20 protein-coding genes are annotated in these 18,061 nt (G+C 72.4%); 3 read left to right on the top strand and 17 right to left on the bottom strand.

Annotation, left to right across the window (positions count from 1 at the left end):
* Positions 1-60 precede the first annotated feature (60 nt).
* Positions 61-834 (top strand): SDR family NAD(P)-dependent oxidoreductase, encoded by a 774-nt coding sequence (locus OO67_RS05600; protein WP_033297637.1) that lies wholly within the window; start codon positions 61-63, stop codon positions 832-834.
* An 87-nt stretch (positions 835-921) separates the two neighbouring features.
* On the opposite strand, the gene groL is transcribed toward OO67_RS05600, so the two are convergent.
* From groL to OO67_RS05585, 3 genes are all read right to left on the bottom strand, one after another.
* Complete coding sequence (groL, locus tag OO67_RS05595) at positions 922-2,547, bottom strand: chaperonin GroEL (protein ID WP_033297636.1); 1,626 nt, start codon at positions 2,545-2,547, stop codon at positions 922-924.
* A 98-nt stretch (positions 2,548-2,645) separates the two neighbouring features.
* A complete protein-coding gene (gene groES / locus OO67_RS05590) occupies positions 2,646-2,954 on the bottom strand; it encodes a co-chaperone GroES (protein ID WP_003966899.1) in 309 nt (102 codons plus the stop codon).
* A 380-nt stretch (positions 2,955-3,334) separates the two neighbouring features.
* Complete coding sequence (locus tag OO67_RS05585) at positions 3,335-4,270, bottom strand: polysaccharide deacetylase family protein (protein WP_033297635.1); 936 nt, start codon at positions 4,268-4,270, stop codon at positions 3,335-3,337.
* Positions 4,271-4,360: 90 nt separating this feature from the next.
* On the opposite strand from OO67_RS05585, the gene OO67_RS05580 reads away from it, so the two are divergent.
* On the top strand, positions 4,361-5,575 hold the full coding sequence (locus tag OO67_RS05580; RefSeq protein WP_033297634.1) for a class I SAM-dependent methyltransferase: 1,215 nt from the start codon (positions 4,361-4,363) through the stop codon (positions 5,573-5,575).
* Between the two features lie 207 nt (positions 5,576-5,782).
* On the opposite strand, the gene OO67_RS05575 is transcribed toward OO67_RS05580, so the two are convergent.
* From OO67_RS05575 to tsaB, 6 genes are all read right to left on the bottom strand, one after another.
* On the bottom strand, positions 5,783-6,055 hold the full coding sequence (locus OO67_RS05575; RefSeq protein ID WP_033298707.1) for a DUF1876 domain-containing protein: 273 nt from the start codon (positions 6,053-6,055) through the stop codon (positions 5,783-5,785).
* 99 nt (positions 6,056-6,154) lie between these two features.
* On the bottom strand, positions 6,155-6,619 hold the full coding sequence (locus OO67_RS05570; RefSeq protein ID WP_033297633.1) for a VOC family protein: 465 nt from the start codon (positions 6,617-6,619) through the stop codon (positions 6,155-6,157).
* Positions 6,620-6,717: 98 nt separating this feature from the next.
* Positions 6,718-6,987: a hypothetical protein gene (locus OO67_RS05565; protein WP_033297632.1), complete on the bottom strand. Its 270-nt coding sequence runs from the start codon at positions 6,985-6,987 to the stop codon at positions 6,718-6,720.
* Entirely contained in the window at positions 6,984-8,084 is a 1,101-nt protein-coding gene (tsaD, locus tag OO67_RS05560) for a tRNA (adenosine(37)-N6)-threonylcarbamoyltransferase complex transferase subunit TsaD (RefSeq protein ID WP_033297631.1), read from the bottom strand. Before tsaD ends, OO67_RS05565 begins: the two co-directional genes overlap by 4 nt.
* Positions 8,084-8,575, bottom strand: coding sequence for a ribosomal protein S18-alanine N-acetyltransferase (gene rimI, locus OO67_RS05555; RefSeq protein ID WP_033297630.1), 492 nt, complete (start codon positions 8,573-8,575; stop codon positions 8,084-8,086). Before rimI ends, tsaD begins: the two co-directional genes overlap by 1 nt.
* Positions 8,572-9,219, bottom strand: coding sequence for a tRNA (adenosine(37)-N6)-threonylcarbamoyltransferase complex dimerization subunit type 1 TsaB (tsaB, locus tag OO67_RS05550; RefSeq protein WP_033298701.1), 648 nt, complete (start codon positions 9,217-9,219; stop codon positions 8,572-8,574). The genes rimI and tsaB overlap by 4 nt, the downstream gene beginning before the upstream one ends.
* A gap of 135 nt (positions 9,220-9,354) precedes the next feature.
* Here tsaB and OO67_RS05545 point away from each other — a divergent pair, with 135 nt between their 5' ends.
* Positions 9,355-9,954 carry a hypothetical protein gene (locus OO67_RS05545; RefSeq protein ID WP_208860964.1) on the top strand — a complete coding sequence of 200 codons (600 nt, stop codon included), beginning with the start codon at positions 9,355-9,357 and terminating at the stop codon, positions 9,952-9,954.
* Positions 9,955-9,965: 11 nt separating this feature from the next.
* Here OO67_RS05545 and OO67_RS05540 read toward each other — a convergent pair whose 3' ends face one another.
* The 8 genes from OO67_RS05540 to glmS form a co-directional block, all read right to left on the bottom strand.
* Positions 9,966-10,148 carry a hypothetical protein gene (locus OO67_RS05540; protein ID WP_033297628.1) on the bottom strand — a complete coding sequence of 61 codons (183 nt, stop codon included), beginning with the start codon at positions 10,146-10,148 and terminating at the stop codon, positions 9,966-9,968.
* A 483-nt stretch (positions 10,149-10,631) separates the two neighbouring features.
* A complete protein-coding gene (tsaE, locus tag OO67_RS05535) occupies positions 10,632-11,162 on the bottom strand; it encodes a tRNA (adenosine(37)-N6)-threonylcarbamoyltransferase complex ATPase subunit type 1 TsaE (RefSeq protein WP_033297627.1) in 531 nt (176 codons plus the stop codon).
* A gap of 19 nt (positions 11,163-11,181) precedes the next feature.
* The gene (locus OO67_RS05530; RefSeq protein WP_033297626.1) at positions 11,182-12,408 is read right to left on the bottom strand and encodes an alpha/beta fold hydrolase; all 1,227 of its coding nucleotides are present in this window, start codon (positions 12,406-12,408) and stop codon (positions 11,182-11,184) included.
* A 62-nt stretch (positions 12,409-12,470) separates the two neighbouring features.
* On the bottom strand, positions 12,471-13,625 hold the full coding sequence (gene alr, locus OO67_RS05525) for an alanine racemase (RefSeq protein WP_033297625.1): 1,155 nt from the start codon (positions 13,623-13,625) through the stop codon (positions 12,471-12,473).
* 60 nt (positions 13,626-13,685) lie between these two features.
* Positions 13,686-14,072: a DUF488 domain-containing protein gene (locus OO67_RS05520; protein ID WP_033297624.1), complete on the bottom strand. Its 387-nt coding sequence runs from the start codon at positions 14,070-14,072 to the stop codon at positions 13,686-13,688.
* 51 nt (positions 14,073-14,123) lie between these two features.
* Positions 14,124-15,575, bottom strand: a complete 1,452-nt coding sequence (locus tag OO67_RS05515) for a bifunctional ADP-dependent NAD(P)H-hydrate dehydratase/NAD(P)H-hydrate epimerase (RefSeq protein ID WP_033297623.1) — start codon at positions 15,573-15,575, stop codon at positions 14,124-14,126.
* A 4-nt stretch (positions 15,576-15,579) separates the two neighbouring features.
* Positions 15,580-15,948 (bottom strand): holo-ACP synthase, encoded by a 369-nt coding sequence (locus OO67_RS05510; protein WP_033298700.1) that lies wholly within the window; start codon positions 15,946-15,948, stop codon positions 15,580-15,582.
* Positions 15,949-15,960: 12 nt separating this feature from the next.
* Complete coding sequence (gene glmS / locus OO67_RS05505; RefSeq protein ID WP_033297622.1) at positions 15,961-17,808, bottom strand: glutamine--fructose-6-phosphate transaminase (isomerizing); 1,848 nt, start codon at positions 17,806-17,808, stop codon at positions 15,961-15,963.
* Positions 17,809-18,061: the final 253 nt, after the last annotated feature.

Raw genomic sequence — 18,061 nt, 5'->3', positions numbered from 1 at the left:
CGAGCGCCATGACGGAAGGCGGGTCGGCCACCCGCTGACGTGGGCACTAACGTGCCGCCTATGACGACTGCACTGATTACGGGCGCGACGGCGGGGATCGGGGCCGCCTTCGCACGGCGCCTCGCGAGTGACGGGCACAACCTGGTGCTGGTGGCCCGCGACACGGAGCGGCTGCGGGCCCAGGCCACGGAGCTGCACGACGGGCACGGCATCGAGGCCGAGGTGCTGACGGCCGACCTGTCCACGGACGCCGGGATCGAGGCTGTCGCAGAGCGGCTGACGGACCGTGTGAGCCCTGTCGACCTGCTGGTCAACAACGCCGGCTTCGGCAACAAGGGGCGCTACCTGGACGTGTCGATGGCGGACGAACTCACGATGCTGAAGGTCCACTGCGAGGCGGTGCTGCGGCTGACCTCGGCCGCCGCGGGACCGATGCGGGAACGCGGTCGCGGCGGGGTGGTCAACGTGGCCTCCGTCGCCGCCTTCCTGCCCAGGGGGACGTACGGCGCGTCGAAGGCGTGGGTCGTGCAGTTCACCCAGGGCGCGGCGAAGGACCTGGCGGGTTCGGGGGTGCGGCTGATGGCGCTGTGCCCGGGTTTCGTACGGACCGAGTTCCATGAGCGGGCCGGGATGGGGACGGGCAACATCCCTGACTGGATGTGGCTCGACGCGGACAAGCTGGTGGCCGCGGCCCTGGCGGACCTGGCACGGGGCAGGTCGGTGTCGATCCCGGATCCGCGCTACAAGGCGCTGATGGGCCTCGTGAAGCTGACGCCCCGCAGCCTGCTCGGCGGGGTGACCTCGCGCGCGGGCCGCACGTACGGCCCGAGGTAGCCCGCCCGGGACCGGGGCCCGCCACAGCACCGAGGCCCGGTGCCCCCGCGACGGGGGTACCGGGCCTCGGCGGCGTACGGAGTCGTACTAGTGGGAGTGGCCGTGGCCGCCGTGACCGGCGTCGGCCTCTTCCTCGGCCGGCTTCTCGACGACCAAGGTCTCGGTCGTGAGCAGCAGCGACGCGATGGACGCGGCGTTCTCCAGGGCGGAGCGGGTGACCTTGACCGGGTCGATGACGCCGGCCTTCACCAGGTCGCCGTACTCGCCGGTCGCGGCGTTGAAGCCCTGACCCTTGTCGAGCTCGGAGACCTTCGAGGTGATGACGTAGCCCTCGAGGCCCGCGTTCTCCGCGATCCAGCGGAGCGGCTCGACGGCGGCGCGGCGCACGACCGCGACACCCGTGGCCTCGTCGCCGGTCTTGCCGAGGTTGCCCTCGAGAACCTTGACGGCGTGGACCAGAGCGGAGCCACCACCGGAGACGATGCCCTCCTCGACCGCGGCGCGGGTCGCGGAGATGGCGTCCTCCAGACGGTGCTTCTTCTCCTTGAGCTCCACCTCGGTGGCGGCACCGACACGGATCACGCACACGCCACCGGCCAGCTTCGCGAGGCGCTCCTGGAGCTTCTCGCGGTCCCAGTCGGAGTCCGTGGACTCGATCTCGGCCTTGATCTGGTTGACGCGGCCCTTGACGTCGGCGGAGTCGCCGCCGCCGTCGACGATGGTCGTGTCGTCCTTGGAGACGGTGACGCGGCGGGCGGTGCCCAGCACGTCCAGACCGGCCTGGTCGAGCTTGAGGCCGACCTCCTCGGCGATGACGGTCGCACCGGTGAGGGTGGCGATGTCGCCGAGCATGGCCTTGCGGCGGTCACCGAAGCCCGGGGCCTTCACCGCGACGGCGTTGAAGGTGCCACGGATCTTGTTGACGACGAGGGTGGAGAGCGCCTCGCCCTCGACGTCCTCGGCGATGATCAGGAGCGGCTTGGAGGCGCCGGCCTGGATGACCTTCTCCAGGAGCGGGAGCAGCTCCTGGATGGAGCCGATCTTGCCCTGGTGGATCAGGATGTACGGGTCGTCGAGGACGGCCTCCATACGCTCCTGGTCGGTCACCATGTACGGGGACAGGTAACCCTTGTCGAAGGCCATGCCCTCGGTGAACTCGAGGTCCAGGCCGAAGGTGTTGGACTCCTCGACGGTGATGACACCGTCCTTGCCGACCTTGTCCATCGCGTCCGCGATGAGCTCGCCGACCTGCGGGTCCTGCGCGGAGAGCGCGGCGACGGCGGCGATGTCGGCCTTGTCGTCGATCGGGCGGGCGGTCGCGAGGAGCTCCTCGGACACCGCCTTCACGGCGGAGTCGATGCCCTTCTTCAGGGCGGCCGGGGACGCGCCCGCGGCCACGTTGCGCAGGCCTTCGCGGACGAGGGCCTGGGCGAGCACGGTGGCGGTGGTGGTGCCGTCACCCGCTACGTCGTTGGTCTTGGTCGCCACCTCCTTCACCAGCTGGGCACCGAGGTTCTCGTACGGGTCGTCGAGCTCGACCTCGCGCGCGATGGTGACACCGTCGTTGGTGATGGTGGGAGCGCCGAACTTCTTGTCGATGACGACGTTGCGGCCCTTCGGACCGATCGTCACCTTCACCGTGTCGGCAAGCTTGTTGACGCCGCGCTCAAGGGCGCGACGGGCGTCCTCGTCGAACTTCAGAATCTTCGCCATGGGCTGAGCTGTCCTCTCAAACGAACTGCGCCCCTCGCCACCCGGCTAGTTATTTCGCAGGGGGCCAGGGGCGCAGAACAGAAGCAAACGTGGGTGAACTACTTCTCGACGATCGCGAGAACGTCGCGGGCCGAGAGGACGAGGTACTCCTCGCCGTTGTACTTCACCTCGGTGCCGCCGTACTTGCTGTACAGAACGACGTCGCCGGTCTTGACGTCGAGCGGAAGTCGCTCGCCGTTCTCGAAGCGGCCCGGGCCCACGGCCAGGACGACGCCCTCCTGGGGCTTCTCCTTGGCGGTGTCCGGAATGACCAGGCCGGAAGCCGTGGTCTGCTCGGCGTCGAGCGGCTGGACCACAATGCGGTCCTCGAGCGGCTTGATCGCAACCTTGGAGCTGGTGGTCGACACGATCCGGTCTCCCCCTTCGGAGATCTCACGGGGTTTAACAGTCTGTGGGGTGGCGACCAGACCGATCCGTCGTCGCGGGTGCCGGACCTGCCCTGTCGCGCAGTTGTGCTGGCACTCTCCATCGGGGAGTGCCAGCACTGAGACTATGACCGCGATTAGCACTCGGTCAAGCGGAGTGCCAATTCACCACCCCCGCGTGGCGCCGTGGGACCGGCGCACGCCCGGACAACGCGGGAGACCGCCGCGGTGTTCCGGCGGACGGGAGGAGGTGGACGGACGGGCCGGGACGGGCGGGTTGGTGATGGATCGGCACCCCGCCCTGACGCCCCGAGGCCCTGATGCCGTGCCGCCCTGCTGCCCGCCGGCCTGCTGCCCCGCTGTCAGACGTAGTCCTCCAGCCTGGCCACGGCGTACCCCTTGTCCGTGACCGTCTTCATGACGCGGCGGACCATGTCGGCCATGGACCCGTCCCAGTCCTCGCGCCCCCGGAAGTGGGTGAGGATGATGTCGCCGGGGTGCAGGTCCTGGTCCCACTCACGCCACTCCATGCGGTCGGGGAACGCCTCGGCCGCCCACAGGGGTACCGCCTTGATGCCGCAGGACTGGGCGACGCGCAGGGTGTCACCGTTGTAATTGCCGTACGGCGGCCGGAAGAGGGTGGGCCTCTTCCCGAAGTGCTTCTCGATCTTGTCCTGCTCGCCACAGATCTCCCGCCGCTGCTCGGCCTTCGAAAGCCCCGGGAGATAGCGGTGGTTGAGCGTGTGATTGCTGAGTGTGACACCCCTGGCCTGCATGTCCTTGAAGTAGCCGTAGTCGTCACTCACGACGTAGTCGCTGATGAAGGCGCTGTACGGAATCTTCAGCTCGGTCATCATCCGCAGCAGCTCGGGGTCCTTCTCCGCCCCGTCGTCCATCGTCAGGAAGACGATCCGCTCCTTGGTGGGCACGGCCGTGAAGACCGGCGGCAGCGCCTCCCCGCCCTCCACCTCGAACCCCTCGCGGGTGGTGACGCGCGGCTTCACGGCGGGCGGCGCGGGGGCGACGAGGGGAACCTTCGCCAGCCCCCACTTCCTCGCGACCGCGGCGCGGGCGGCCTGTGCCCGCTTCAGCCGCTCGGCCTTCGCCGCTGCCGCGGCGGGACCCTCCGGCGCGGCAGCGGCTCCCGGCTGCCCGGCGGGCGGCCGCTGCCGGTCCGCTTCGCCCGCCCCGTCGGCACACCCGGAGGCGGCGGCCCCGGTCAGCAGGGCGGCCAGAACCACCCCGGCCGTCCTGTGGCGCTTCGTGACACTATTTTCCTTTTGTCTTACTAGTTGCATGGCGCCGCATCCTGCCACCGGGGCACCGGCCGCCTCCGGCGACACCTCCGGTGGGCCCGCCACTTCCCCCGGCTGGCTCACAATGGACCCGTGAACGCCCTTCCTCCTGCCGGCCAGACCGACCCGCTCGCCTCCTTCGCGGCCCTGCGCACCCCCGAGGGCGCGGCGCTCCTGGCAGAGGTGCGTGACCACGACCCGGCACAGGAGCTGGCGACCGCGACCCGGCTGCGCCGCACCCACCCCGCCGCCCTCGTGTCGGCGGCGCTGGGTCAGGCGCGGCTGCGACAGCGCGCTGTGGCCAAGTTCGGCGCCGAGGACGCGTACCGCATGTTCTTCACCCCCCACGGTGTGGAACAGGCGACCCGCACCTCCGTCGCCGGCTACCGCGCCGAAAGGTTCGCGGAACTCGGCGTGCGGAGCGTGGCGGACCTGTGCTGCGGCATCGGCGGTGACGCCATCGCCCTGGCCCGGGCGGGCATCTCGGTCCTGGCGGTGGACCGCGACCCGCTCACCGCCCAGGTCGCCCGTGCCAACGCCGAGGCGCTCGGACTCCAGGACCTGGTCGAGGTCCGTTGCGCCGACGTCGTGGAGACCGACACCTCCCCGTACGACGCGGTCTTCGTCGACCCCGCGCGGCGCGGCGGGCGCGGCAGGATCTTCGACCCCGAGGCCTACTCGCCGCCGCTCTCCTGGGCGACCGGGGCCGCGCTGAAGGCCCCCCGGGCCGCACTGAAGATCGCCCCCGGCGTGCCGCACGAGGCGATCGAACCGCAGGCCGAGGCCGAGTGGATCTCGGACGGCGGGGACGTGAAGGAGGCCGTGCTCTGGTTCGGCGCGGGTTTCACCCCCGGCGCCTTCCGGGCCACGCTGCTCCCGTCCCGTACGGCCCTCGTGTCGGACGGCCCGCTCCCCGCCCCGCCCGTCGGCCCCGTGGGCCGGTATCTGTACGAGCCGGACGGCGCCGTCATCCGCGCCCATCTGGTGGCCGACATCGTGGAACGGTGCGAGGGCAGGCTGATCGACGAGACGATCGCGTACGTCACCAGCGACCGGCCGTACGAGTCCGACGCCACGACCGCCTACGAGATCACTGACCAGATGCCCTTCAACATGAAGAAACTGAAGGCTCTCCTGAGGCAACGTCAGGTGGGTGTGCTGACGGTCAAGAAGCGCGGCTCGGCGGTCGAACCGGAGGAACTGCGCCGGAAGATGAAGCTCCAGGGGCCCCACGCGGCGACCGTCTTCCTGACACGTGTGGCCGGAGCCCCGACGATGCTGATCGGGCAGCCGGTGAAGCGGGCCTGATCAGGCCTCCACCGTGATCAGCGGATCCGCCGGCGCGCCGGGGCCCCGCGACTGACCGGCCGACCGGCTGACCGGACGCGACAAGGCGCTCCCCGCCCACCGCCGGGTGCCGCGGGTGCGCGTCGGCCCCGCGAGCGTGGCCACGCCGCGGTCCCGTCCACATCCACACGGTCCCCGGCGGCCCCGGCGGTGGGACGGTGCCGGGAATCAGGTCAGCGGGTACGACGTCCGGCCCGACGCCTCGTCGATCTCGTCGTGGGCCTTGGTGAGCAGCTTCATCGCCAGTTCGTTGAGTGCGCGGGCTCCGGCGATCTCCTCGCCCACCCGCGGCTGCTGCGCGTCGGAGGGGTGGCGGCTCGCATATCCATGGGCCCGCACCTCGGTCCCGTCACTCAGCCGCACCATCGCGGCCGCACGGGTCCGATGGGTGTCCTCCTCGAATTCCAGCTCGACGTGCCATCCGACCGTGGTCTCCATCATGTCGGTCACCTCCCGGGAGTCCTCCTACCAGGGTGCGCCCGTTCGTGCGCCCGCGCACGGCGTGCACCACGTGCCGAGGCCGCCCCCGGAGGGCCTCGCTCAGGCGTCCTGGAGAGCCTGTACGTCCAGCTTGCGCATCCCCATCATCGCCTTCATCACCCGGTCCGCCCTGGCCCGGTCGGGACCGCCGAGCAGCTCGGGCAGCGCACGCGGGACGATCTGCCAGGACAGGCCGTACCGGTCCTTCAGCCACCCGCACATGCTCTCCTCACCCTCTTCGGTGAACCTCGCCCACAGCCTGTCGACCTCCTCCTGGTCCTCGCAGTCCACGCTCAGCGAGACGGCTTCGGAGAAGTGGAACTGCGGTCCGCCGTTGAGGCCGAGGTACTCCTGGCCCGCGAGCACGAAGTCCACCGTCAGGACCGTTCCGGTCTCTCCGGGCGCCGCTTCCGCGTTGCGGGTGACGTCGACGATCCGGGAGTCCCCGCCGATGACCGAGACGTAGAACTCCGCGGCCTCCTGAGCCTGGTCGTCGAACCACAGACAGGGCCTGATCTTCTGCATCGTCCTTCTCCTTGCCCGGGGAACGTCGTCGTTCGCTGTGGAAGGTAGACCGCTCCCCCGCCGGAAACTCATCGGAACACGCGCGGCCCGGGCGGCTGTCAGCCGCCCGCCGGACCGAGGGACTCGAAGCGCCACCGGTGCACCGGCCGGCTGATCAGCCCGGCCTCCGGCTCAGGCAGCTCCGGCAGCTCGTCGTCGTACGCCGCCTCCCACCAGGTCAGCACGAGCACCCGGTCCTGCGGTGCGCGCAGCAGCTCGCTGCGCAGCGGCTCCAGGGCCAGTCCGGCCGCGCGGGCCCTGGCCCACTCCAGCAGCTCCGCACCCCGGCCCTCGGCGGCTCGGGCCTCCCACATCAGGGCGACGGTCATGAGTAGAGGTTGTCCTTGCTGATCTCGTGCACATGGTCGTGGCCGTGCGCGTGAGCACCCGGCACATGGGTCTCCGTGACCGGCAGCGAGGAGTCAGCCGAGAGGCCGAGGTCCGACACCGGGCGGTTGCGTGCCACCATCTCCGCCCCCAGCGCGGCGACCATGGCGCCGTTGTCCGTGCACAGCCCCGGCCGGGGGACCCGCAGCCGGATCCCCGCCTTCTCGCACCGCTCCTCGGCGAGGGCCCGCAGCCGCGAGTTCGCCGCGACGCCGCCACCGATCATCAGATGGTCGACGCCCTCGTCCTTGCAGGCCCGGACGGCCTTGCGGGTGAGGACGTCCACGACGGCCTCCTGGAAGGACGCCGCCACGTCCCGCACGGGAACGTCCTCACCGGCCGCGCGCTTCGCCTCGATCCAGCGCGCCACGGACGTCTTGAGCCCGGAGAACGAGAAGTCGTACGCGGGGTCGCGCGAGCCGCTCAGCCCGCGGGGGAAAGCGATCGCCTTCGGGTCGCCCTCCCTGGCCAGCCGGTCGATCACCGGGCCGCCGGGGAAGCCGAGGTCCAGCACCCGGGCGATCTTGTCGAAGGCCTCGCCCGCCGCGTCGTCGATGGTCGCGCCCAGCGGCCGTACGTCGTTCGTGATGTCCGGGGCCAGCAGCAGCGAGGAGTGCCCGCCGCTCACCAGCAGCGCCATCGTCGGCTCGGGCAGCGGTCCGTGCTCCAGCTGGTCGACGCAGATGTGCGAGGCCAGGTGGTTGACCCCGTAGAGCGGCTTGTTCAGCGCGTACGCGTACGCCTTGGCGGCCGATACGCCGACGAGCAGCGCCCCCGCGAGCCCGGGGCCGGCCGTGACCGCGATGCCGTCGAGGTCACGGGCGCTGATCCCGGCGTCCTTCAGGGCGCGCTCGATGGTGGGGACCATCGCCTCCAGGTGGGCGCGCGAGGCGATCTCCGGGACGACTCCGCCGAAGCGGGCGTGCGTGTCGACGCTGGAGGCGACGGCGTCGGCGAGGAGCGTCGTGCCGCGCACGATGCCGACGCCGGTCTCGTCGCAGGAGGTCTCGATACCGAGTACGAGCGGTTCGTCAGCCATCAGTCTGTCTCTGTTCCTTGTACGGTCAGGCGCATGACGAGTGCGTCGATGTTGCCCGGCTGGTAGTAGCCCCGGCGGAAGCCGATGGGTTCGAAGCCGAAGCGTTCGTAGAGCTTCTGGGCGCGGGTGTTGTCGACACGGACCTCGAGGAGCACGGCGGTGCACTCGAAGGCGGTGGCGTGCCGGAGCAGGTCGGTCAGGAGCTCGGAGCCGAGGCCACCGCCCCACTGGCCGCGGCTCACCGCGATCGTCTGGACGTCGGCGAGGTCGCCTGCCGAGGCGAGACCCGCGTAGCCGACGATCCGGCCGTCGGCGGGGTCCTCCGCGACGACGTAGCGGTGGGTGGCCCGGGGCCCGCGGGCGCGGGCCAGTTCGGACCAGAACATCCCGGCCGACCAGGCGTCGTCCGGGAAGAGTTCGTGTTCCAGCTCCAGCACCGGCGCGATGTCCCACCAGCGCATCTCGCGGAGCACGGCCGTGGCGGTGGTCACTTCGGGGTGACCACCTTGTAGTTCTTCGGCACCTGGGCGTCGGGCCTGCGGAGGTAGAGGGGCTGCGGCGGGAGCAGGGAGTCGCCGGCGGCCAGGCGTTCGGCGGCCAGGGAGGCGAGCGCCCCCGCGGACACGTGTTCCGGTCCGCGGGCGTCCGGGAAGGCCTCGGGGTAGAGCAGCGCTCCCGCACCGGCCACGGCCAGGCCGGCGAGCCGGTCCGCGATGTCGGCGGGCCGGTCGACGGCGGGCTCGCCGTCCCTGGTGCGGAAGTCCTCGTACCGCGCCCAGTAGACCTCCTTGCGGCGTGCGTCGGTCGCGACGGCGAACGGGCCTTCGAGACCGTCCCGTCCTGCGGCGTACGCGAGGGCGTCCAGCGTGCACAGGCCGTGCACCGGCACCGAGAGGGCGGAGCCGAAGGTCGCCGCGGTGACGAGGCCGACGCGCAGCCCGGTGTACGGGCCGGGGCCGACCCCGACGGCCACGTCGGTCACGGCGTCGAGCGTGACCCCGGCCTCGGCGAGGATCCGGTCGACGGCGGGCAGCAGCAGCTCCCCGTGCCTCCGGGCGTCGACCTGGCCGGTCTCGGCGATGACGGCGGTCCCGTCGTGAAGGGCGGCGGTGACAGCGGGGGTGGCGGTATCCATGGCGAGCAGCAGCACACAAACAGCCTACGGCTCCGCCGACCCGGCCACGGCAGCCCGTACGGCGTCCCGGTCTCCCCCTCCGCTGCTGGTACCGTCGCCGGGTATACGCGTGTACGACGTAAATGCTTGTACGACATGCGACGGACGCATGTGAAAGGGGACCTCACGGTGGCAAGGGGCAGCTCGGGAATCGTGGCCGGGCTCACTGCCGCGGCGCTGGCCGCGGTCTGTTTCCTCGCCTACCAGGCGTCGGCGAACGCGCCCGACTCGGTCGCAGCCCCCTCGGCCGAGGCCTCCGGCCCGGCGTCCGCCGCCCCCACCCCCAAGCCCCAGCCCCAGCCGTCCAGAAAGCCGTTCGCGGTCCCGGCGGACTCCGGCACCGGGGCCCGCGTCGTGTACGCGCTGAAGGACCGCCGAGTGTGGATCGTGGACGACAAGGAGAAGGCCCTCCGGACGTTCGCCGTCATGCCCAGCTCGGTGAGCCCGCCGCCCGGTGTGTACGGGGTGACCTCGCGCTCCGGCAGCATCAAGGGCTCCGACGGCGTCCCGATCGAGCACGTGGTGCGCTTCGCGAACGTCGACGACGTGTCCGTCGGCTTCAGCGCCGCGCAGGACGACTCGATGCAGAGTCCCGACCCCACGATGAAGACCGGCGGGGTGCGGATGAAGAGGGCGGACGGCGACGTGCTGTGGACCTTCGCCACGGTCGGCGTGAAGGTCGTCGTCGTCCCCTGAGGACCGGGCGGCTACGCCGCGTCGCGCCCCACGTCCTCGGTGTCGCCTTCATCGGCCCGCTCGTCGCGGGGCGGCGTCGACACCGCCGTCGCGGCCGCGCAGGAGGCCAGCAGGTCCTTCATCGACAGCGCGGACACCGACGGCGGCTCCGCCTGCGACGACTGCGGCTGCACTTCACGCTCAGGCGTCGGCATGCTGCCTCCTCGGGCTTCGTCCAGGGGTGCAGTTAGGTAGACCTAACCAATCCTTGCACCCATGGGAACACGACGGGCCGCCCGTGCGCAACATTTTACCGACGATCTGTCGGAAAGTGCTCCCCCGGGCCCGCGTCGGAACACCGGCAACGCGCTCAGGGAGTCCCGAGGACGGGAACAGGGACCACACACGGCCGACGGTCCTCGGCCAGGTCGATCACCGGACCGATCACGCCGATCCCCGCTCGCCGCCTGCACGAGCGCGGCGCCGAGGGAGAAGACGTCGGCGGCCGGGCCCACCCGGTGCCCGAGCACCCGCCCGGAGAGCGCCGTATCCCGGCGTCACCGGAGACTCGCCGGTGGTGGCGGGGGCCGACACGCACAGGATCGGCCCCCGCAGGTGTGCCATGCGTCCGTCCCCCGTGCGCCGACGCCCCCGCCAATCCCGCTCAGGCGCCGCCACGGCCCCCGTGGGAGCGGGGATCAGGTCCCCGCCAGCTCCGCGCCCAGCTCCGCCCAGCGCGCGCCGATCCCCACCAGGGTCACTGTGCGGCGCTCGTCGTCCGTGTCGCCGACCGCGCGGTCGATCACCACGCGCAGCCGGTCCTCCGACAGCTCCTCGACCTTGCCGTCGCCCCACTCGACGACGACCACCGACTCCGGCAGCGACACGTCGAGGTCCAGGTCCTCCATCTCGTCGAGGCCACCGCCCAGGCGGTACGCGTCGACGTGGACCAGGGCCGGGCCCTCGCCCAGGGGCGGATGGACCCGGGCGATCACGAACGTCGGCGAGGTCACGGCACCGCGCACCCCGAGGCCCTCGCCGAGGCCGCGGGTCAGGGTCGTCTTGCCCGCGCCGAGCTCCCCGGTGAGCATCACCAGGTCGCCGGGGGCCAGCACGCGGGCGATCCGGCGGCCCAGCTCCTTCATCTCCTCGGGGGACTCGACGGTGACGTCCAGGTTGACGGTGCCCGGTGCGGTGTCGGTCACCGGGCCGTTGTGCGCTGCTTCCATGCCGACCAACGGTAGAGGATCAGCGCGCCTCGGCCGCAACGGCTCCGATCCGCACCAGCAGGTCCGCCAGCCGGTCGGTCACCGTCTCCGGATGCTCCAGCATCACCAGGTGACCGGCGTCCGGCACGATGACCAGCTCCGCGTCCGGGAGTTCGTCCGCGATGGCCTCGCTGTGCGAGCTGGGGGTCACGAGGTCCTTGTCACCGGCCAGGATCAGCACGGGGAGTTCGCGGAAGGCGGGCAGCGCCCCGCTCTTGTCGTGCTCCGTGAACGCCGGGTAGAACTCGGCGACCACATCGATCGGGGTCGACTCGATGAGCCGCTCCGCGAACCGCGCGACCGCCGGGTCCACGTCCCGCGATCCGAAGGAGTACCGCTTGATCAGCCCCGCGAACAGGTCGGCGGTCGCCCGCCGCCCGCGCTCCACCAGCTCGGCCTGCGACCCGAGCGCCTTCAGCACCCCGGGCAGCACCCGTCGCACCGCGTTCACGCCCGCCACCGGCAGTCCGAAGTTCACCTCGCCGAGCTTGCCGCTCGACGTCCCGACGAACGCGACCGCGGCCACCCGGTCACGGATCAGCTCCGGGTAGCGGTCGGCGAGCGCCATCATCGTCATGCCGCCCATGGAGTGCCCGACCAGCACCAGCGGGCCCTCCGGCGCCGCCGCGTCGAGGACCGCCTTGAGATCGCGGCCGAGCTGGTCGATGCCGACCGGTACGCCCTCGGTCTGCGCCCTGCCCCGCTCCGAGCGGCCGTGGCTGCGCTGGTCCCAGTGGACCGTGCGGACCAGACCGCGCAGCGCGGCACGCTGGAAATGCCAGGAGTCCTGGCCGAGGCAGTAGCCGTGGCTGAAGACGACGGTCAGGGGCGCGGGGTCCTTGCTGCCGAAGAGCCGGCGGCGGCGGGGTCCTGAGCCCGCGGCGACATTCGCCCCGGGGCCCCTGCCCGCGCGGCTCGTACCGCCGTCCGGCTCGATCTCGTCGACCTCGTAGTACAGCTCGGTTCCGTCGTCCGCCACCGCCCGGCCGGGCAGCCCCCGCAGGGAGCCGTACGGGCCCGACGCGTCCAGCGCGAGGCGGGCCTTCTTGCGCATCCCCCGGCCCACGGTGAGCCGCTCGACGGCCACACCCGCCGCCGCGCCCGCGGCGATGACGCCTATCGCCGCCCCGGCGATGCCCGCCCGGCGCCAGCCGGCCGCCGCGACGGCCGCCGTCGCCACCACGTCCTCGGCGCTGGTCTCGCTCACCGTGCCGTGCTCCTTCGTCGTCGTTGTCGTCGTCGGACCGTGCTCCCGGCGGGGCCGGGGTCTCAGCCCCGGCCGGAGTCCTCGTGGAGGTGGACGCGGGGAACGCGTGCGCCGATGCGCGTGACGATCTCGTAAGCGATCGTGTCCGCCGCCTCGGCCCAGTCCTCCGCACTCGGTTCGCCCCGGTCCCCCGGCCCGAACAGCACCGCTTCCGCGCCCGCGTCGAGGGATTCGCCCCCGAGGTCGACCACGAACTGGTCCATCGCCACCCGCCCCGCGATCCTGCGGACGGCGCCTCCGACGAGGACGGGGCCCCGGCCCGAGGCGTGGCGCGGGATGCCGTCCGCGTACCCGACGGGCACCAGCGCGAGCGTCGTCTCGGCGGAGGTCGTGTAGTGGTGCCCGTAACTGATGCCGTGGCCCGGGGGCACCTGCTTGACCAGCGCGACGGAGGCGGCGAGCGTCATGACGGGCCGCAGCCCGAAGTCGGCCGGTGTGCCCAGCTCGGGGCTGGGCGAGATGCCGTACATCGCGATACCGGTGCGTACGAGGTCGAAGTGGGACTCGGGCACCGTGAGCGTCGCCGGGGAGTTGGCGATGTGCCGCACCTCGGGCCGGACGCCCTCCTTCTCGGCGTACGCCACCATGTCGCGGAAGACGTTCAGCTGGGCGGCGATCGACGGGTGGCCGGGTTCGTCCGCGCAGGCGAAGTGCGACCAGAGACCGGTGACGCGCAGGATGCCCGCGTCCTCGGCCGCGCGGGCGGCCGAGACGAGCGCGGGCCAGTCCGCGGGCTGGCAGCCGTTACGTCCCAGACCCGTGTCCGCCTTGAGCTGGACCCGGGCCCGGACCCCGGCCTCCGTGGCGGCGGCGGTGACCTCGTCCAGTGCCCACATGCCGCTCACCGAGACGTCGATGTCGGCCTCGACCGCCTCTCGCCAGGGGCCGCCGGGCGTCCACAGCCAGCACATCACCCGGCCGCCGATCCCGGCCTCCCGCAGCGCGAGCGCCTCCTGCGGGGTGGCGGTGCCCAGCCAGGCAGCCCCGGCCTCCTGCGCCGCCCTGGCGCAGGGCACCGCCCCGTGCCCGTACGCGTCGGACTTCACCACGGCCATGAGCTGCGCCCCGGACGCCCGCGCGCGCAGGGCGCGCACATTGGCGCGCAACGCGGCGAGGTCGATCTCGGCACGGGCTCTCATGGTCGCTGTCTCGTTCATCGCGCCCAGTGTCTCAGAGCCGTACGCCTGTGCCCTCGACCTCTGTGCCCGGTGAGGCGGTCACCGGTGGTCGAGGGCGTCCTCCAGATGGTCGACGAGGACCGGGACATGGCTGGCCGGCACGTCCTTCACGGCCGTGACGAGGGTGACCGGCCCGCCCCGGCGCAGCAGGGCGAGCAGCCCCTCCACGGCCTCGGTGTGCTCGGGGTCACCGAGCTCGGTGCGGTAGCGGTCCACGAAGTCGCCGTACCGGTTCTCGGAGCGGTCCTCGTGGTACCGGGTGCGGAGTTCCTTCGAAGGGGTCACGTCCTTGGCCCACAGGTCGACCGCCGCGTGCTCCTTGGAGATCCCGCGCGGCCAGAGGCGGTCGACCAGGACGCGGGTGCCGTCGTCGTCCTCCGGCGGGTCGTACACCCTGCGCACGCGTATGCCGCTGCCACTGCCCACGACCGATCACCGTCCGTTCGCTCCGCTCCGGCTTCCGGTCTCCAGCGTGGATCAGGCCCGCACGTCCCGCCACGCCGCCGGTACGGCGTCGGCGACGTCCTGCGCGGCGACCGGCGCCCCGTCCGAGGCCCGGCGCGCCGCGAGCCCGTGCAGGTAGGCGCCCACCGACGCGGCGTCGCGCGGCGCGAGGCCCGCGGCGAGCAGCGAACCGGTCAGCCCGGACAGCACGTCGCCGCTGCCCGCCGTGGCGAGCCAGGACGTGCCGGTCGGGTTGACGCGGACGGCCGTGTCCCCGGGCTCCGCGACGAGGGTCGTCGAGCCCTTCAGCAGCACCGTGGCGTGGTGGCGCGCGGCCAGTTCCCGCACCGCGGCGAGCCGTCCCGCCTCGACCTCCTCGCGCGCCACCCCGAGCAGCGCGGCGGCCTCGCCGGCGTGCGGGGTGAGGACCGTGGGCGCGGTCCGGGAGCGCACGACCGCCGCGTCCATCAGCCGCAGCCCGTCCGCGTCGACCAGCACGGGGACGTCCGAGGCAAGCGCGTCGGACACCGCTCCGGCCGCTGCCGAGGAGTCTCCGAGGCCTGGCCCGACCACCCAGGCCTGCACGCGTCCGGCCTCCGACGGAGGGCCGGGGTGCACCAGCGTCTCCGGGAAGCGGGCGATCACCGCGTCGGCCCCGGGGCCCGCGTACCGCACGGCCCCGGCGCCCCCGCGCAGCGCCCCGGCGACCGCCAGCACGGCCGCGCCCGGGTACCGCTCCGAGCCGGCGGCCACACCGACGACCCCGCGCCGGTACTTGTCGCTCTCGCCGTCGGGCACGGGCAGCAGGGCGGCCACGTCGGCGTACTGGAGGGCCTCCAGATCCGGCCGTGCGGGCAGTTCCGGCGCCAGGCCGATGTCGACGAGCCTGAGCGCGCCCGCGTGTCCGGCGGCGGGGTCGATGAGCAGCCCCGGCTTGTACGTACCGAAGGTGACGGTCGCGTCCGCCCGTACGGCCGCGCCGAGCACCTGGCCGGTGTCCGCCTCGACGCCGCTCGGCAGGTCCACCGCGAGCACGGGCGCGTGGCCTCCTGTGACCGCGCGGAGGAGCGCCGCCGCCTCGGGTCGCAGGCCCCCGCGGCCCCCGATCCCGGTGATGCCGTCGACGACGAGGTCGACGGGGCCGAACGCCCCGAGGTCCGGGCCGTCGAGGACCTGCCCACCCGCCGCCAGCAGGGCGGCCAGCGCGGCCCCGTGGACCTTGTCCGGCGACGTCAGCAGGGCCCGCACCCCGGCCCCGCGCCTGACCAGCCGGGCCCCCGCGTACAGCGTGTCACCGCCGTTGTCGCCGCTGCCGACGAGGAGCAGCACCCGGGACCCGTACACCCGCCCGTTGCGCCGGAGCAGGTCGCCGCAGGCCACCGCCAGTCCGGCGGCGGCGCGCTGCATCAGCGCACCCTCCGGAAGCCGTGCCATGAGCGCCCTCTCGGCGGCCCGTACGGTCTCGACGCTGTAGGCATGTCGCATACCCTCAACCCTCCGCGATCACCACGGCCGACGCCACCCCCGCGTCGTGGCTGAGCGACACGTGCCAGCTGCGGACGCCGAGCTCGGCCGCCCGCGCCGCGACGGTGCCGCGGACCTCCAGGCGCGGCCGCCCGCTGTCCTCGACGCACACCTCGGCGTCGGTCCAGAGCAGCCCGCCCGGCGCTCCGAGCGCCTTGGCCAGTGCCTCCTTCGCGGCGAACCTGGCCGCCAGCGAGGCGACTCCCCGCCGCTCCCCGCCGGGCAGCAGCAACTCCCGCTCGAGGAAGAGCCGCTCGGCCAGCTGGGGCGTGCGCTCCAGCGCGGCGCCGAAGCGTTCGATCTCCGCCACATCGATCCCGACCCCAATGATCACGTGCTCACTCACTCATTCGACTGTCACGGACTTCGCCAGATTGCGCGGCTGGTCCACCTCGTTGCCCCGGGCGGTGGCCAGCTCGCAGGCGAACACCTGCAACGGCACCGTGGCGACCAGCGGCTGAAGCAGCGTAGGCGTAGCCGGGATCCTGATGAGGTGGTCGGCGTACGGGACGACCTCGTCGTCGCCCTCCTCCGCGATGACGACGGTACGGGCACCCCGGGCCCTGATCTCCTGGATGTTCGACACGATCTTGCCGTGCAGCACCGAACGGCCGCGCGGGGACGGCACGACGACGACGACCGGCAGGCCCTCCTCGATCAGCGCGATCGGCCCGTGCTTGAGCTCCCCGGCCGCGAAGCCCTCGGCGTGCATGTACGCGAGCTCCTTGAGCTTCAACGCGCCTTCCAGGGCCACCGGGTAGCCCACGTGCCGGCCCACGAAGAGCACGGTGTCGTGGCCGGCCAGGGACCGCGCCAGTTCCCGTACCGGCTCCATCGTCCCCAGGACCCGCTCGACCGCGCCGGACATCTCGGAGAGCTGACGCACGACGGTGCGGATCTCGTCGCCCCACTTGGTGCCGCGTACCTGCCCGAGGTACAGCGCGACGAGGTAGCAGGCGACGAGCTGCGTCAGGAACGCCTTGGTCGAGGCCACGGCGACCTCGGGGCCGGCGTGCGTGTAGAGGACGGCGTCCGACTCCCTGGGGATGGTCGACCCGTTCGTGTTGCAGATGGCGAGGACCTTCGCCCCCTGCTCGCGGGCGTGCCGGACCGCCATCAGCGTGTCCATCGTCTCGCCCGACTGCGAGATGGCGACGACGAGGGTGCGCTGGTCCAGGATCGGGTCGCGGTAGCGGAACTCGCTGGCGAGCTCCGTCTCGCAGGGCAGTCTCGTCCAGTGCTCGATGGCGTACTTGGCGATCATCCCGGCGTGGAAGGCGGTCCCGCAGGCGACGACGACGACCTTGTCGACCTCGCGGAGCACGCCCGGCGCAATGCGCACCTCGTCGAGGTGGAGCGTGCCCGAGCCGTCGACCCTGCCGAGCAGTGTGTCGGCGACGGCCTTGGGCTGGTCGGCGATCTCCTTGAGCATGAAGGAGGCGTATCCGCCCTTCTCTGCGGCCGACGCGTCCCAGTCCACGTGGTACTCACGTACGTCGGCGGGGCGGCCGTCGAAACCGGTGACCGTGGCCCCGTCCCGGCGCAGCTCGACCACCTGGTCCTGGCCCAGCTCGATCGCGTCCCGCGTGTGCGCGATGAAGGCGGCCACATCGGAGGCGAGGAACATCTCCCCGTCACCCACCCCCACCACCAACGGCGAGTTCCGCCGGGCCCCCACCACCGCGTCGGGCTCGTCCGCGACCACGGCGACCAGGGTGAACGCGCCCTCCAGCTGGCGGCACACCTGGCGCATGGCCTCCGCCAGGTCACCGCCCGACGAGTACGCCTCGGCGAGCAGGTGGGCGACCACCTCGGTGTCGGTCTCGGAGGTCAGGTCATGGCCCCGTCCGGCCAGCTCCCCGCGCAGGGCGGCGAAGTTCTCGATGATCCCGTTGTGCACGACGGCGACCCGGCCGGCGTTGTCGAGATGCGGATGGGCGTTGGCGTCGGTGGGCCCTCCGTGCGTGGCCCAACGGGTGTGCCCGATACCGGTGTTCCCGGCCGGCAGCGGCCGGTCCTTGAGCTCCTTCTCCAGGTTGAGGAGCTTCCCCGCCTTCCTGGCAGCCGCCAGCCCTCCGTCCGCGAGGACGGCGACCCCGGCGGAGTCGTAGCCCCGGTACTCCAGCCGCTTCAGCCCCGCGACAACGACATCCTGCGCCGACTGCGCCCCGACATAACCCACGATTCCGCACATATCGTCACCATAAGGCCGGTGTCCCCGCCCCGGGTGGCGCGGAAGTGCCCGCCATTGCGCCAATAGGGTCTGTCACGCTGCGGGCCGGGGCTGAAGCGGGCGGCCGCGCCTGAAGGTCCGCGGCACCGTCGCGGCGCGGGCGGCCCGAGCCACCGGGGTGCGGACATCCGCCCCGGGCGGGGACACCGGGCGGAGGGGACGGTTCACGGGGCCGTTCCGCAGAGACCGGCATGTTCCCGGCCGGGCGGTTCTA

It is taken from the genome of Streptomyces atroolivaceus, from assembly GCF_000717025.1.
GTDB classification, from domain to species: Bacteria; Actinomycetota; Actinomycetes; order Streptomycetales; family Streptomycetaceae; genus Streptomyces; species Streptomyces atroolivaceus.
This window is presented reverse-complemented; position numbering and strand designations above follow the sequence as displayed.